Raw genomic sequence first — 15,276 nt, 5'->3', positions numbered from 1 at the left:
GGGTGCGCCGCGCGACAGTCGCGTCTCAATGACCCGGTGTTCTCGCATCGGAGGCGACAGCGCGCGCTCCGAAAAATATGCTCACACCTCCCGCACGGGAACATAGCGCACGATGACGACGCCGCTGGACAGCGCGCGACTGTCGATCAGCCGCAGCTTGATCGCCTGCCCCGGCTTGAACAGCGGCGCGCCGCCGCCGAGCACGCGCGGATTGATCGCCAGACGATACTCGTCGATCAGATCATGCGCGATGAGCGTTGAGGCGAGGTCGGCGCTCCCGAACAGGAAGAGATCCTTGGCGCTGCCCTCCTTCAGCCTGTCCACGTCGGCGGCGAGATCCGCGGCCAGCAGATGCGCGTTCGACCATTCCAGGCGCGAGAGCGAACGTGACGCCACGTATTTCGGCACGCGGTTCATGAAGTCGGCGATCACGCCGGACTCTCTCGGCCAATAGCCGGCCATCAGATCATAGGTCAGCCGCCCGAACAGCAGCCCGCTCGCCTCCTGCAGCTGCGCCTCGGAGAACTGCTCCAGCTCAGGCCCCCAGACGTCCTCATGCCAGGAAATGTCGCCGTTCGCGCCCGCGACCATGCCGTCGAGCGTCATCATGTTCCACAACACCAGCCTGGCCATGGGCAGCACGCCTCTCTAACTGCTTTCGTTTTGCAAGCAGTTTGAGAATGCCGAGACTGATGCAATATTGCAAGCGGTTATTCGCGACACCGCCGATGAGTTTTCAATGTCAGACGTTCAGCGCTCCGGCTGCCCGATCAACCTCACGCTCGAAGTGGTGGGGGACAAATGGAGCCTGTTGATCATCCGCGACCTGATGTTCGGGAATCGCCGGCACTATCGCGAACTGCTCGGCGGCTCTGAGGAAGGCATCTCCTCGAACATCCTCGCCGACCGGCTGAAGACGCTGCTCGCGGCCGGCATCATCAGCCGCGAGGATGATCCGAGCCACAAGCAGAAGGGGATCTATTCCCTGACGGAGCGGGGCATCGAGCTGTTGCCGATCCTCGCGCAGATGGCCGGCTGGGGTTACAAATATCTGCCGGTGTCGGAGGAGCTCGGCATCCGGGCCAAGCTGTTGATGGACGGCGGACCCAGGATGTGGGCCGAGTTCATGGACGAGCTGCGCGAGATCCATCTCGGCGTGAAGAAGCGCAGGAAGGCAGGACCAAGCGTCGGCGAGCGGCTGCAGGCGGCGTATCAGAAGATCGTTGCCGCCAACAAAGCCCGGACGTCCAACGCCTGATGCGCGGCGGAGCCGAGCCGCGTGGACCGAATGGCTCGCGCCGCTCGATCTTCGTTAGAACGGCGTATTGTCGGCCCTATAGCGCGATGATTTCCGCATCGGTCGCTCGGGCAGCTGCTCGAGCTGCGCGATCGGGCGGCGGTAGGTCTCCGCGCGGCGCAGCCAGCCCGCCTCCCAGACGCGGTTGGAAGGTAGATTGCGAACCCGCTGCTGCAGGACGACCTGCACGGCGTCGGAATATTCCGCGAGGACGGCCTTCGGCTCGGTGGTGGTGCCGTTCATCTTGAGCAGCACCTGCTTGAGACCCCAGCCCTGACGCTGTCCGGTTTCCTTGTCGACCGCGGTCTCGGCGGGATTGGTGCCCTCGCCCTTGAAGTTGATGTAGTCGATCAGCGGATAGAGGTCGTCGGAGGCGCGCACGACGCGCGAATATTGCGCGACGATGTGCTCGCGCTCGGCACCGTCGGGCGTGTTGGCCAGGATCTTGTCCATCGCGCCCTGCGCGCGCGCCACCAGGAACTGCGTCTGCTCGGCGATCGTATCGAGCAGGAACTGCCGCAACTGGCGCATCTGCGGCGAGTTGAAATTCTTCTTGAACTCGGCCCGGCTGTTCCACGGACAAGGCGGGACCGGGTTCTTGTCGAGCCAGGCCGGGAGCGGCGTCTTGCCCTTGCGCAGAAACGCGACGAGGCCCGGGAAGCCCTCCTCGAACGGCGGCTTCGCCGTGACGGGGTACCAGATGAAATGGCCGATCCCGAGCGAGGCGAATTGCTCACCGGCATTCCACGACGTGATGGCGTCGCGCCGGCCGCCTGCTTCATTGAGCCAGATCTTGCGGCCGATCATCTGCGCCACGTCGGCCGGCAGCACCCGCTGCGGGACCGACAGGTTCTTGGCGTCCTTGCCATCCTTGGTGTCGCGGCCGGCGGTGCGCGAGTCGGTCTTGCGCTCGGCCGTGGCCGGCTTGGCCGGGTCGCTCGACGGCAGGACGACCTTGGGCCCCTGCGTCGGCGCTTCCGCCGGCCGTCCCACCGTCTCAGACTCCGTTTTCTGCAACGCCTGTTGCGGAGGCGGCGACTGGGATTGTGCAGGCTGCGACTGCGACGTCTGCGATTGCGATGGCTGTGGCGGTGAGGCGGCCTGCTCCGTGGCTGCGGGTTTTGCCGCGGCCGGAACCTCCGCCGAGACAGCCCCGGTCGCCGCAAGGCCGAGCACGACGCAGGACAGCAGCAGCGCGCGACGCGCGCGCAGCAAGCCGCCCGGCAGCGCCTGGGGCTCGGTGCTTTGGAAGGAAGGTATGATTCGGTGGCTGATGACCTGACCGCCCATGTCGATTCTACCGAGACTCTTAAACTCTACGCTACCGGTTCAGGATTCGTCCAAAGGCCGACCCGACGGGCAAATCAACCCGCGGCGTGACCGTCGCATGCCCCACGGAAAGCTTTCCTGAAGGCTCTGCTCCGACCGCTTCCACGCTGCGCCACAGAGCTTTTTTCGTGAAGACTTTCAAGCCGATCACCCCTGTCCAGTCCTTCCCGCAAAAATTTTCTTGTTTCGCTTTTCCAGAATATCTGGTCTCTTAACCCTGTCCTGCTGCCGATCGAGAGGGACGTTTCGCGGTCGTCACGAACGTTGGGAGCGGGATGCGGTGGACGCGTCGATGTTGCAGCGTGGAGCATGATTCGGAACCGGAGGCTGTCGACGCCCATTGCGCCACAGCTTTCCGACAAGATCATGCTCAGAAGAGGACACGCAGACGAACAACGTGGCGCGTACGGCGAAATCGTGTGGTCCTGGCATCCCGACGCTGATGCCGTGTCCGGTGCGTGTGCGCATTGTGGCAAAAACGGGGGCAAGACAGCCGGTCCCCGGGGAGAGCACGTATAAGCCGTCAGACCGTCGCGCAGGGAGGGCCGGGATGTCCCAGCCGAACCTGTGGTTCCTGCCCCGTGCACTCTTTCCGCACGGGGGCCATGGGGGCGGCGAGCTCCCGGCCTTCCCTGCTCCCTCCGATTGCGAGGGACACCGATACCGACAAGACTCGGACGCTGCCGCGCCGCGAGAACGCGAACCGGCGCGCCTGTTACTACCCCTGGCTGTTTGACAAGGGCCGCGATCTTCGCTGCGCTGGGGGGGGCGGAGCTGGATTGAACGCACACTGACAAATGTGACGGCCTTCACAGCGGCTCCGCACCGCGCGTGTTAGGAACCACGCGTTAGGAAGGCCGTATTAGCAACCACAAGAGCAAGAGCCGGGCCGCCGGCCAAGGGAGCCGATTGCCGTGACGGAATTACCGACGACGACGAGCGAAAAGGTCGCCCTGATCACCGGCGCCGCGCGCGGCATCGGACTGGCGACCGCCAAGAGATTTCTGGACGAGGGCTGGCGCGTGGCGCTGCTCGACATCGAGAAGAAGCTGCTCGACGATGCCACGTCAGCGATCAACTGCCCCCAGCGAACCCTCGCGCTGCATTGCGACGTCTCGGATGCGGCGATGGTGGCCGACGCCCTGGAGCGCATCAACGGACGGTTCGGCCGCCTCGATGCGCTGGTGAACAATGCCGGCGTCGCCCGATTCGCGCCGATCATGGAAACCAGCGAGACCGACTGGCAGCGCATCCTCGACGTCAATCTGACCGGACCGTTCCTGTGTACGCGGGCGGCGGTGCCCTTGATGCGCGAGCACGGCGGCGCGATCGTCAACATCACCTCGATCTCAGCCGTGCGTGCCTCGACGCTGCGCTCGGCCTACGGCACCAGCAAGGCGGCGCTGGCGCATCTGACCAAGCAGCTCGCGGTCGAACTCGCCTCGGCCGGCATTCGCGTCAACGCGGTGGCACCAGGTCCGGTCGAGACTGCGATGGCCAAGGCGGTGCACACGCCGGAGATCCGCGCCGACTATCACGATGCCATTCCGCTCAATCGCTACGGGCTTGAAGAGGAGCTCGCGGAAGCCATCTTCTTCCTCAGCTCGGAGCGATCGAGCTACATCACCGGCCAGGTGCTGGCGGTGGACGGCGGCTTCGATGCCGCTGGAATCGGGCTACCGACATTGCGCGGTCAACGCAGGAACGCATGAGACGACGATGCCGAGCCGGATGCGCATCATCCTGACACTGCTGCTCGCGATCGCCTTGTGGGCGATCGCGAGCATGCTGGCGCGTGCCGATGTCCGCATCATCTCCTCGCCGGGCGGCGAGGTCGGACCGTTCCTCGCATTGTTCGAGAAGGTGCGCGCATCCGGCGAGCGCGTCGTGATCGACGGCCCCTGCCTGTCGGCCTGCACGCTGGTGCTGAGCGTCGTGCCGGAGGAGCGCATCTGCGTGACGCGGCGCGCCTCGCTCGGCTTTCACGCCGCCCGTTCGATCGACCGGCGCGGCCGCGTCTATGCCGAGCCCGAGGCGTCGAAGCTGGTGCTGCAGACCTACCCCACACCGGTGCGTAGCTGGATCGAGCGCCGCGGCGGCCTGACGTCGCGGCTTCTCTTGTTGCGCGGGCGCGAGCTCAAGGCGATGTACGCCTCCTGCCGCTAGCGGCATCAGGCCTCGTAGCCGTCAGCCGGGGAGTTGATCATCCAGGGAATGCCGAAGCGGTCGACTCCCATGCCGAAGCCCTTGGACCAGAAGGTCTGGCCGAACGGCATGGTGATGGCACCGCCTTCGAGCAACGCCTTGAACTTGTGTTCGGCCTCGGCCGGATCGGCGATCTGCAGCGAGACCGAGATGCCGTGTGGCTTGCCTTGATAATATTCGGGCGGCGAGTCGGAGGCCATCATGACACTCCCGTCGATCGAGAAGCGGACGTGCATGATCCTGTCCTTGTGCTCCGGCGCGGACGGCATCTCCGGCGGGGCCTCGCCATAGCGCATGATCATGTCGATCTTGGCGCCGAGCACCTCGCCGTAGTGCTTGAGGGCCTGCTCGCAGTCGCCGTTGAAGGTGAGATAGGGACAGATCATGTCATCCTCCTTGGTTGAACCGGCACACGTCAGCGCAGCGGCAGCAGCGCGCGCAGCCGGCGGTCGCGCAGCCACAATCCGCCCCACACCATCAGCCCGAGATAGAGACCGAACAGCACATGGCTGAACAGCGGACTTCCAATGCGGACATGCGAGGCGATAGCGCCGCCGAGATAGCCAGTGAGCAGGATCGCGCCGAGCAGCGAGGTCGCCGGCAGCGCATAGAGCGCGGTGCAGAGCAGCGTGAGCAGCCCGAGCGCGCGCGCCATGCCGTCGCTGCCGCCATAGCCCATCTGATCCATGGTCTGAGTGACGACATCGAGCGGGATGAGCTTGATCGCGCCGTCGAACAGCAGGAACAGGGTCACCAGTCCGCTCAGGATGCGGCCGCTCCACAATTCGGCACGCGAGACCGGCTGGTCCAGAGTAATCGTCGACATGTCGAACTCCGCTCAGTGATGCTGCTCCAAGGACGACGGACGTATCGCGCATCCGACAATGCTGCAAAAGATTCCGAGCCGGCCCTCAGGCGTCCGTCACGGGTTCCCCCGGACCAGCGCGGTCGCGCTGTCGCGCATCAGCCGGTCGAGCTGCATGCGGATATGCGCAGCCTCTGCCGAGCTGTGCGCCAGCGCGATGGCGCGGTCGAACGCCGTCCGCGCCTCGTCATTGCGTCCGAGCTGCATCAGCAGCGCGCCGCGTACGCCGAAGAAGTAGAAATAGTTGGCCAAGCGTCCCTCCAGCGGCGCGATCAGGTCGAGAGCGGCCTGCGCGCCGCGCACCTTGGAGACGGCCACGGCCCGGTTGAGCGTCACCACCGGCGAGGGCTGCACGACCTCGAGCGCGCCATACAGCAGGTCGATCTGAGTCCAGTCGGTCTCTGCAGGCGTCGCCGCGCGCGCATGCAGCGCCGCAATCGCCGCCTGGATCTGGTACGGGCCGCTGCGGCGATGCCGGATCGCCTTGTCGATCAGCGCCACGCCTTCGGCAATCATCGGCCGATTCCACAGCGTGCGATCCTGGTCCTCCAGGAGGATCAGCGCCCCCTCGGCATCGAAGCGCGCGGCGCTGCGGGCATGTTGCAACAGCAGCAGCGCCGTGAGCCCCATGATCTCGGGCTCGCTCGGAAACAGCCGCAGCAGCAGCCGCGCCAGCCGAATCGCCTCCTCCGACAGCGGCTTGCGCAATTCGGCGGTCTCGCCGCTCGCCGAATAGCCCTCGTTGAAGATCAGATAGATCATGGCGGCGACCGCCAGCAGGCGCTCGGAGCGCTCGACCGCGCCCGGCGTCTCGAACGGCACGTTGGCCTGCGCCACCCGCGCCTTGGCCCGGGTGATGCGCTGCTCCATCGCAGCCTCGCTGACCAGGAAGGCGCGCGCGATCTGCTTGACCGTCAGACCGGACACCACGCGCAGCGCCAATGCGATCTGCTGCGTCGCTGGCAGCTCCTTGTGGCAGCAGATGAACAGCAGACGAAGAATGTCGTCGCGATAATGCGAGCCGTCGAGCCTGTCGGCGATCGCGCTCTCGGCGTCGTCGAGATCGGAGATCGCCTCGTCCTCCGGCAGCGGCTGCTCGCGGCGGACGCGCCGGACATCGTCGATTCCCGCATTGCGGCCGACCATGATCAGCCACGCCGCGGGATCGCGCGGCGGGCCGTTCTGCGGCCAGCTCTTCAGCGCGCGCAGACAGGCGTTCTGGAACGCCTCCTCCGCCGCGTCGAGATCGCGAAAATAGCGCAGCAATGCGCCGACGGCCTGGGGACGTGCTGATGTCAGGGCCGCGTCGATCCAGGCCGCATCGCTCATGCCAGCGCTCCACCGGGCCTGAACGTGCCGACGGGACGGATCTCGTAGGAGCCGCCGGGATTGGCCTCGCCGAGCTCGCGCGCGACCTCGAGCGCCTCGTCGAGATTGGCGCAATCGACGAGGTAGAAGCCGAGCAGTTGCTCCTTGGTCTCGGCGTAGGGGCCGTCGATGACGAGCGGCGGATCCTCCTTGCGCAAGGTCGTCGCGGCTGTGGTCGGCAGCAGCCGCGCCACTGGCCCGAGCCGTCCCTGACTGGCGAGCTTCTCCTGGATCACCGCGAGCTTGGCCATGACCGCGGCATCCTGGTCCTTGCTCCAGGCGCAGACGACATCCTCGTCGTGATAGCAAAGCAGCGCGTACAGCATCGGCAGACATCTCCCTTCGTCTTCAAGACGGCGGAGTATGCCCGGAGCCGACAGGCCGGCGAAGAATTTTCGCGAGGTTCCGCCGGCAGGAACGACCCGCCTACCAGGAGATGCCGTACTTGGCCGCGATGTTGCGCGCACGCGTCTCCTGGGCGCTCTCGCGCGGCTGTTTGCCGCGCCCGGCCTGCCGTTGCTGCGACTGGCCTTGCCCCTGCCCTGCAGCGCTCTGGCCGCCGGGGTTGCCGGCCCCCTGCGCCATCCCGGGCGCGGCACCGCCCTGCTGACCGGCGGCCTGCGTCTGCCCGCCGCCCTTGCCGATGGAAATGCCGTTGGCCGACAGGATAGAGCCGACATCGATGGTCTGGGCCTGGGCCGCGGCGGACGCGACGATCAATGCGGTCGCGAGAAGGAATTTGCGCATGATGTTATCTCCGTGTTGATGGAGCGGAGATTGGCCTGCCCGCGCGATCTGGTATGTGGGACAGGTCACTCAAAGCTCGAGGATCCTCCGATGACCAAAGGCGCGCTGGCGCTCCTGATCCATGGCGGCACCGACAACTGGTCGCCACAGCGCTGGAAGGCGCGTTTCGACGATGTCTGCGGCGACCGTCCCGTCGTGCTGCTGCCCGATGCCGACCTCGACCCCGCCGACGTGCACTACGCTGCCGTGTGGAAGCCGGTCCCAGGCGAGCTCGCGGGCTTTCCGAACCTGCGCGTCATCTTCAATCTCGGCGCCGGCGTCGATGCACTGATGGCCGACAAGACCCTGCCGAGCCTGCCGCTGGTCCGGGTCGCGGTCGACGACCTCACGCAGCGGATGACCGAATGGGTCGTGCTGCACGTGCTGATGCATCATCGACAGGAACTCTATCTGCGCGAATCGCAGCGCGTGAAGCGCTGGGCACCGAAATATCAGTGGCCCGCCGCCGCGATCGGCGTCGGCATTCTCGGACTGGGCACGCTGGGGATCGATGCAGCCGAGGTGCTCAAGCGGCTCGGCTTTCAGGTCGCAGGCTGGAGCCGCAGCGAGAAGCAGGCCGACGGCATCGAGTGCTTTCACGGTGCGGCGCAGCTCGATGCGTTCCTGGCGCGGACCGACATCTTGGTGTCGCTGCTGCCGCTGACGCCGGACACCCGCGGCATTCTCGACCGCAAGATGTTCGCAAAGCTGCGGCGCAGTTCCCCGCTCGGCGCGCCCGTCATGATCAATGCCGGCCGCGGCGGCCTGCAGAACGAGGCCGACATCCTCGCCTGTCTGGACGAGGGTACGCTGGGCGGAGTGTCGCTCGACGTGTTCGGCCAGGAGCCGCTGCCGGCCGACAGCCCGTTCTGGACCCATCCGAAGGTGGTGCTGACACCGCACAATGCCGCCGACACCGACGCCGACGCGATCTCGCGCTATGTGGCCGAGCAGATCGCGACCTTCGAATCCGGCGGCGCGTTGCGCAACCTCGTCGATCGCGTCAGGGGGTACTGAGAGGCAATTTTCGACTCACCATCACATCGATCGCGCCGGCGACGATCGCCTCCAGCTCCTGGCGCGGGACCCGCGCCCGGGCCCGGACCGCAATCGAGTGGACCGTCGCCGAGGCGAGCTGCGCCAATACGACGGGGTCGGCGCTGTCGGGCAGCTCGCCCTTGTCCTTGGCGCGGCGGAAGCACTGCGCGAACGCCTTGTCCAGCTCGGTCAGCGCGTTCTGCACCATGGCGCGGATGTCGGGGTCGGCGACCGCCTCCGAGCCCGCGGTCATCACCGTGAAGCAGCCACGCGGTCCCTCCTCGCCGGAGAGATAGATGTCGAGCGCGGCTGCGAAGATCTTCTGCAATTGTTCCCGCACCGGCCGGTCGTCGCGAAAGATCCCGCCCATGACGGCGCGGGCGTTGTCGCGGTAGCGCTGGTAGCTCTTGATGTAGAGCTCCCGCTTGTCGCCGAACGCGCCGTAGAGGCTCGGTCGGTTCATGCCCGTGGCAGCGCTGAGATCATCCAGCGATGTTGCGGCAAAGCCGCTCGACCGAAAGAGATCGAGCGCCTTGCCGAGCGCCACGTCCGGTTCATAGGCCCGCGGCCGCCCGCGCCGCTTCGGCTCGGCAGGCGCCGCATTCTTGTCGCCGGGAGCGCCGCCTTGCGGCCCCTTCTTTTTTTGTACCATTTCGCACTAAATTCCTTGACCACCTCGATATTATGCGAGACAGTATAAAAATCAAACGAAGCTTCCGTCGCGGAGCCTCCCAGGGAGACGCCCATGGACCTGTATTTCTCGCCGCTCGCCTGCTCGCTCGCCACCCGCATCGCGCTCTATGACGCGGGTGCAGAGGCGAATTATCTCGAGGTGGATCCCAAGACCAAGAACGTCCTCAATGATGGTGCGGATTTTCGCGCAGTGAATCCGCTCGGCCTGGTTCCGACCCTGCGCACCGACGACGGCGAGCTGCTGACCGAGAACGCCGCGATCCTTCAATATGTCGCAGACCGCTTCCCCGCGGCGAAGCTCGGCACCGGCCCCGGCATGGACCGAAGCCGGCTGCATCAATGGCTCTGCTTCATCGGCACCGAGCTGCACAAGGGCCTGTTCATTCCCATCCTCGACAAGACGGCGCCAGACGAGATGAAGACGCACGTTCTGAAGAAGAATCTGTCGCGGCTTGATCATCTCGAGAATCATCTGCAGGGCCGAGACTATCTCCTCGATCATTTCACCGTCGCGGACGCCTACCTGGTGACGGTGATCAATTGGACCATGGCGACCCCGCCCGTCGAGCTCGCCAAATGGCCGGCCGTGAAGGCCTATTACGAACGCCTGCGTGCACGGCCATCGATCGCACGCGCCATCGCCGAGGAGTTCGTGCTCTACAAGGCGGAACTGGCACGGCACAAGGCGGCGGCGTAGCTGCATGCCTGTCTCGCCTCCTCCGCAGAGCGATCGAGGGGGCGAGACAGCGCATCGACGTGGCGCCTCGGTATCGGATGCTTGACCGCGGAGACGTCGAGTTGCAATCCTCGAATCGCAGGAGGATTGCACGTGGCAAGCACATCCGTAAGAGACCGATTGCTGGCGGACCGGCGCGCGCTGCTCGATCTGGGCACGCGCAACCGGCTCGTGCACATCCCGCTCAAGACCAAGACCATCCGCACCATCGACATCGTCGGCGCACGTTCCGCCGAGCTGTTCGAGCTGCTCGGCGAAGGCAAGCGCTTCACGTTCCTGCCGACGAAGGCAGACATGCCTGCAGACAAGGTGGAACGGCCTGCGGAGGCGCCGGACACCGCTCCGGCTCTCCCGCTGCCTCAACCCAGCGCGCCGCCTGCGAATACAAGACAGATCGACCACGTTTCGGAGACACGGCCTCGGCCAGCCGACACGCGCCTTCAGACCCGCCTGTCATCCGAGGCACTGCAGAAGCGCCTCCTCGACATCTGGTACGACGCGCGCACGTTGGAGGAGGAACAGGGCGTCAACATCCTCTATCTCGCCTTCGGACTGCTGAAATGGTTCGAGGACGACAAGTCGGACACCGAGCGCTTCGCGCCGCTCGTGTTGCTGCCCGTGCGACTCGAACGCAGCAGCGCGGCTGATCGGTTTCATCTGGTCTCGCGCGCCGAGCCACCCTCGCCGAATTTGTCCCTGCAGGCCAAGCTCGACGCCGAGTTCGGATTGAAGCTCGCGGATTTCGGTGACGAGGACGATGTCGATATCGCGGGATATCTGGCCGGCGTCGCCGAGACGGTCGCGAACAAGAAGAGATGGGAGGTCAAAGCTGACGCAATCGTCCTCGGCTTCTTCTCGTTCTCGAAGTTCCTGATGTATCGCGACCTCGATCCGGAAAACTGGCCGCTAGACGGCGCGCTGGACCGCCATCCGCTGATCACGGCGCTGCTGCAGAACGGCTTCGAAGGGTCCGCGCCGATCGTCGCCGAGAACGGCAAGATCGATCCCGTGATCCAGCCGATCGCAATGAACCACGTCGTCGACGCGGATTCGTCGCAGGCCGTGGTGATCGAGGAAGTGGTCCGCGGCCGCGATCTCGTCGTCAAGGGGCCGCCGGGTACCGGCAAGTCGCAGACCATCACCAACATCATCGCCTCGGCTGCAGCCGAGGGGAAGACGGTGCTGTTCGTGGCCGAGAAGATGGCGGCGCTCGACGTCGTGCATCGGCGGCTGAAAGCCGTGGGACTCGGGTCCCTCGCGCTCGAACTGCACTCCAACAAGGCAAACAAGCGCGTCCTGCTCGAGGAGCTGAAGCGCTGCAAATCGGCTGCAGCTCAAGCGCCGCGTGCCGAGGCAACCTTGGTGCAGCGTCTGACCGACAGTCGCGACAGTCTCAACCGACACGCCGACATGATGCACCAGCCGCATCAGCCGAGCGAGCTCACGCCGTTCCGGTTGCTCGGCCATCTCGTACGTTGCGGCGAGACCTCCACACGGCCGGCGCTTCCGTTGCAGGGCGCCCCCTCCTGGACGCCGCTGGACCTGGAGCGGCGACGCGAGCTGATCGCAGAGCTCGCCGAGCGGATCGCGGCCGATGGGGCACCTCATCTGCACCCGTGGCGCGGCGTCGGCCGCGACGCGCTCGATCCGGCCGAGATGGCGGAGCTGCGGACATCGCTGGACGCCCTCGCAAGCGTTCTCGGCCGGGTCACCGCAGGCGCCGCGCGCGTGAGTACGCGGCTCGAAGAGCCGCCCCCGGTCACGTTCGCTGACGCTGCCGGACTGCTGGCCTTCGCCGAAGCCACGGCCGCGATGCCCGAACTCGACAAGACAGCCTTCTGCGACCCGATCTGGAGCCGGCCGCAAGATGTTGCCGACATCGTCGACAAGGGACTCCGCTACGCCAAGCTGAAAGCTGCGTTCGAATCCGCCTTCGTCGAGTCCGCCTGGGAGGCCTCGATGGTCGATTGCCGCAAGGTGATCGCGGAGAAAGGCAGTTCCTGGCTGCGCATTTTCAGCGCCCGCTATCGCGGACAGATGGCGCTGCTGACTTCGTATTTGAAGGTGCCGATGCCAAAGTCGCTCGATCAGCGGCTTCTGCTGATCGACGGCCTCATGGCCGCCCAAGCTGCGCGCAAGTCCTTCGAGGATGTGGAGAGTAGCGGCCGCACGGCCTTCGGAACGGCATGGCAGAAGGAGCAATCGGACTGGGATGCTCTCGCAAAACTGACGACATGGTGGAACGCCTTTCCGAAACCATTTGCGACCGAACAGATTCGTCAACGCCTGGCGACTCTCACGTTATCCTCTGACGACAGGCAAGCGATCGATCAATTCAGGAGCGATCTCGCGAGCCTGACCTCAGGCCTTCGGCATCTGATCGAATTCCTGCAGTTGGAGCCCGGCCGCATCTCGCTCGACACAACCGATCAGCTGCGATTCGGCGAGCTGTCGCAAACGGTCTCCGAGTGGCAAAACTCCACCGAGCGCCTGACCCGCTGGATCGCGTTCATGGAGCGCGTTCGCCTCGCCCGTGCGGATGGCCTCGCGGCGCTGGTCGATCGCGCGCTGGATGGCTCGCTGCCGGGCGACGCCCTGGAGCAGACGTTCGACCATTCCTATTACGACGCCATGCGCGGCGTGATCTTTGCCCAGCATCCGCAGCTCAAGCGCTTCGACGGCGAATCGCATGACCGGCTGGTCGATGGCTTCCGAAAGCTCGACGTCGAGCGCATGCAGCTCGCCCGCGACCAGATCGCCTATGAGCATGCCGCGGCGCTGCCGCGCAACGCCGGCGGCATCGGCCCGCTCGGCGTGCTCAATGGCGAGCTCGCCAAGAAACGCAATCACCTGCCGATCCGGCAGTTGCTGGAACGTGCGGGTCCGGTCATTCAGCAGATCAAGCCCATCTTCCTGATGAGTCCACTGTCGGTGGCCCAGTTCCTGAAGCCCGGCGCGATCGCCTTCGATCTGCTCGTCGTCGACGAGGCCTCCCAGATCGAGCCGGTCGATGCCCTCGGCGCCGTCGCGCGCTGCCGGCAGATGGTGGTGGTCGGCGACGAGCGACAGCTGCCGCCGACGCGTTTCTTCGCGAAACTGACCGCGAACGAAGACGACGACGACGAGGATGAGGAGCAGCCGACCTTCCAGGTGAAGGACGCCGAGAGCATTCTCGATCTCTGCCTCGCCAAGGGCCTGCCGCATCGGATGCTGAACTGGCACTATCGCAGCAAGCACCAGTCGCTGATCGCGGTCTCCAACAAGCAGTTCTACGACAACCGGCTGTTCATCGTACCAAGCCCCTACGACGCCGTTGCGGGCATGGGGCTGAAGTTCAACTACAACCCCGACGCGCATTACGAGCGCGGCAGCAGCCGGACCAATCCGAGGGAAGCGCGGATCGTGGCCGAGGCGGTCATGCGTCACGCGCGTGATGTGCCGGAGAGGAGCCTCGGCGTGGCAACCTTCTCCGTCGCGCAGCGCCAGGCGATTCAGGACCAGCTCGAACTGCTGCGGAAGGAAAGCCCAGATACGGAGGAGTTCTTCTCGCGTGGAACCAGCGAGCCGTTCTTCGTCAAGAACCTCGAGAACATCCAGGGCGACGAGCGCGACGTCATCTTCATCTCGATGGGCTACGGGAAGACGAAGGAGGGCTTCGTCTCGATGAGCTTCGGTCCGCTCAACTCGGACGGCGGCGAGCGGCGGCTGAATGTGCTGATCTCCCGCGCCAAGCTGCGCTGCGAGGTGTTCTCCTCAATCATCGGCGACGACATCGATCTGTCGCGCGCCAAGGGCCGCGGCATCGCCGCGTTGAAGACCTTCCTGACATTCGCCCAGACCGGCCAGCTCGGCATCGCGCAGGAGACCGGCCGCGATCCCGACTCCGTATTCGAGGAGCAGGTCGCTGCCAGGCTGCGGTCGCTCGGCCATGACGTGAAGACGCAGATCGGAACCGCCGGCTTCTTCGTCGATCTGGCGATCGTCGATCCGGACAAGCCGGGCCGCTTCCTGCTCGGCATCGAGTGCGACGGTGCTCAGTACCACGCCTCGCGTTCGGCGCGGGACCGCGATCGTCTGCGACAGAACGTGCTGGAAGCCCATGGCTGGGTGCTGCATCGCATCTGGTCGACGGACTGGTTTCTCCGTCCCAAGGAGGAGACGGACAAGGTGCTCCGTGCGATCGAGGCGGCGAGGACGCATTGGCGGGAGATCGATCAAGGAGCGGCCGAGGTTCAGCCGGAGGCTCCAGCACAGCGCGACGTGCCATCGCCTGAACGGTCTGAGGGCCCTCCCGTGGGGGCAGAGGTCGTCGCGCAGGGGCCGACGATGGTCCCTTACGAGGAGGCCAAGCTACGGGTGCGCCGTGAGACCGAGCCGCATGAGACGTCGCTCGCCAACATGACGCGGTACGTCGTCGAGATCGTTGCCGTCGAAGGGCCGGTGCATGAATCGGAAATCATCGTCCGGATCAGATCGGCCTGGGGCCTCGCCCGCGCTGGCAATCGCATTCGCGATGCGGTGAGAGCGGCGTTGAACGCCGCCGTTGCGAAGGGCCAGATCGCCGGAGGTCCGTTCTACACGGTTCCGAGCCAGGCGATCGTTGTCCGAAACCGCGAGGAGGTGCAATCGTCGACGCTGCGCAAGCCCGAGATGTTGCCGCCGGAGGAGATCAAGACGGCCATCCTGCAGGTGGTGGAGCAGAACTTCGGCGCCGAGGAGGACCAGCTGATCCAGGCGGTCGTCCGGCTGTTCGGCTTCGGATCGACCAGCGCCCAGCTGCGCGAGGTCGTACAGGACTGTCTCAAGGATCTTCTCGAAGCGGGACGTCTGCGCCGCGACGGCGAGCTGCTGAGCAAGCCGCAGGACGTCTCGCCGGCCGCGCCGGCCTGACCGACTAGGATCTGTACTCATAAATGGATTCCGTTAGCTGACGAACGGTGATTCACTCCCCTTAGGTGA

General features: G+C 65.5%; 14 protein-coding genes. 6 read left to right on the top strand and 8 right to left on the bottom strand.

Annotated features, from left to right (window positions below; translation table 11 throughout):
- Positions 1–81 precede the first annotated feature (81 nt).
- The gene (locus HL666_RS29145; RefSeq protein WP_172184985.1) at positions 82–633 is read right to left on the bottom strand and encodes a dihydrofolate reductase family protein; all 552 of its coding nucleotides are present in this window, start codon (positions 631–633) and stop codon (positions 82–84) included.
- A 106-nt stretch (positions 634–739) separates the two neighbouring features.
- Between HL666_RS29145 and HL666_RS29140 the strand changes: the two genes are divergently transcribed.
- Complete coding sequence (locus tag HL666_RS29140; protein ID WP_172184983.1) at positions 740–1,258, top strand: winged helix-turn-helix transcriptional regulator; 519 nt, start codon at positions 740–742, stop codon at positions 1,256–1,258.
- Positions 1,259–1,312: 54 nt separating this feature from the next.
- On the opposite strand, the gene HL666_RS29135 is transcribed toward HL666_RS29140, so the two are convergent.
- A complete protein-coding gene (locus HL666_RS29135; RefSeq protein ID WP_172184981.1) occupies positions 1,313–2,587 on the bottom strand; it encodes a hypothetical protein in 1,275 nt (424 codons plus the stop codon).
- A 953-nt stretch (positions 2,588–3,540) separates the two neighbouring features.
- On the opposite strand from HL666_RS29135, the gene HL666_RS29130 reads away from it, so the two are divergent.
- Positions 3,541–4,338, top strand: a complete 798-nt coding sequence (locus tag HL666_RS29130; protein WP_172184979.1) for an SDR family NAD(P)-dependent oxidoreductase — start codon at positions 3,541–3,543, stop codon at positions 4,336–4,338.
- Between the two features lie 7 nt (positions 4,339–4,345).
- Complete coding sequence (locus HL666_RS29125; RefSeq protein ID WP_172184977.1) at positions 4,346–4,792, top strand: hypothetical protein; 447 nt, start codon at positions 4,346–4,348, stop codon at positions 4,790–4,792.
- Positions 4,793–4,797: 5 nt separating this feature from the next.
- On the opposite strand, the gene HL666_RS29120 is transcribed toward HL666_RS29125, so the two are convergent.
- From HL666_RS29120 to HL666_RS29100, 5 genes are all read right to left on the bottom strand, one after another.
- Positions 4,798–5,217, bottom strand: coding sequence for a VOC family protein (locus HL666_RS29120; protein WP_172184975.1), 420 nt, complete (start codon positions 5,215–5,217; stop codon positions 4,798–4,800).
- A gap of 29 nt (positions 5,218–5,246) precedes the next feature.
- Positions 5,247–5,615, bottom strand: coding sequence for a DoxX family protein (locus HL666_RS29115; protein ID WP_172185106.1), 369 nt, complete (start codon positions 5,613–5,615; stop codon positions 5,247–5,249).
- A gap of 138 nt (positions 5,616–5,753) precedes the next feature.
- The gene (locus HL666_RS29110) at positions 5,754–7,025 is read right to left on the bottom strand and encodes an RNA polymerase sigma factor (protein WP_172109974.1); all 1,272 of its coding nucleotides are present in this window, start codon (positions 7,023–7,025) and stop codon (positions 5,754–5,756) included.
- Complete coding sequence (locus HL666_RS29105) at positions 7,022–7,390, bottom strand: YciI family protein (protein WP_172109975.1); 369 nt, start codon at positions 7,388–7,390, stop codon at positions 7,022–7,024. Before HL666_RS29105 ends, HL666_RS29110 begins: the two co-directional genes overlap by 4 nt.
- A 100-nt stretch (positions 7,391–7,490) precedes the next feature.
- Entirely contained in the window at positions 7,491–7,811 is a 321-nt protein-coding gene (locus tag HL666_RS29100; RefSeq protein ID WP_172109976.1) for a hypothetical protein, read from the bottom strand.
- Between the two features lie 90 nt (positions 7,812–7,901).
- On the opposite strand from HL666_RS29100, the gene HL666_RS29095 reads away from it, so the two are divergent.
- The gene (locus tag HL666_RS29095) at positions 7,902–8,867 is read left to right on the top strand and encodes a 2-hydroxyacid dehydrogenase (protein ID WP_172184973.1); all 966 of its coding nucleotides are present in this window, start codon (positions 7,902–7,904) and stop codon (positions 8,865–8,867) included.
- On the opposite strand, the gene HL666_RS29090 is transcribed toward HL666_RS29095, so the two are convergent.
- Positions 8,854–9,540: a TetR/AcrR family transcriptional regulator gene (locus HL666_RS29090; RefSeq protein WP_172184971.1), complete on the bottom strand. Its 687-nt coding sequence runs from the start codon at positions 9,538–9,540 to the stop codon at positions 8,854–8,856. The genes HL666_RS29095 and HL666_RS29090 overlap by 14 nt on opposite strands.
- 93 nt (positions 9,541–9,633) lie before the next feature.
- Between HL666_RS29090 and HL666_RS29085 the strand changes: the two genes are divergently transcribed.
- Positions 9,634–10,278, top strand: coding sequence for a glutathione binding-like protein (locus HL666_RS29085; protein ID WP_172109979.1), 645 nt, complete (start codon positions 9,634–9,636; stop codon positions 10,276–10,278).
- A gap of 132 nt (positions 10,279–10,410) precedes the next feature.
- Positions 10,411–15,207, top strand: coding sequence for an anti-phage protein ProA (gene proA, locus HL666_RS29080; protein WP_311976591.1), 4,797 nt, complete (start codon positions 10,411–10,413; stop codon positions 15,205–15,207).
- Positions 15,208–15,276 lie beyond the last annotated feature (69 nt).

Origin of the sequence: Bradyrhizobium aeschynomenes, from assembly GCF_013178945.1 — a bacterium.
GTDB classification, from domain to species: domain Bacteria; phylum Pseudomonadota; class Alphaproteobacteria; order Rhizobiales; family Xanthobacteraceae; genus Bradyrhizobium; species Bradyrhizobium aeschynomenes.
Note: the sequence above shows the minus strand (reverse complement) of the source record. Positions and strands in the feature narration are given on the sequence as shown.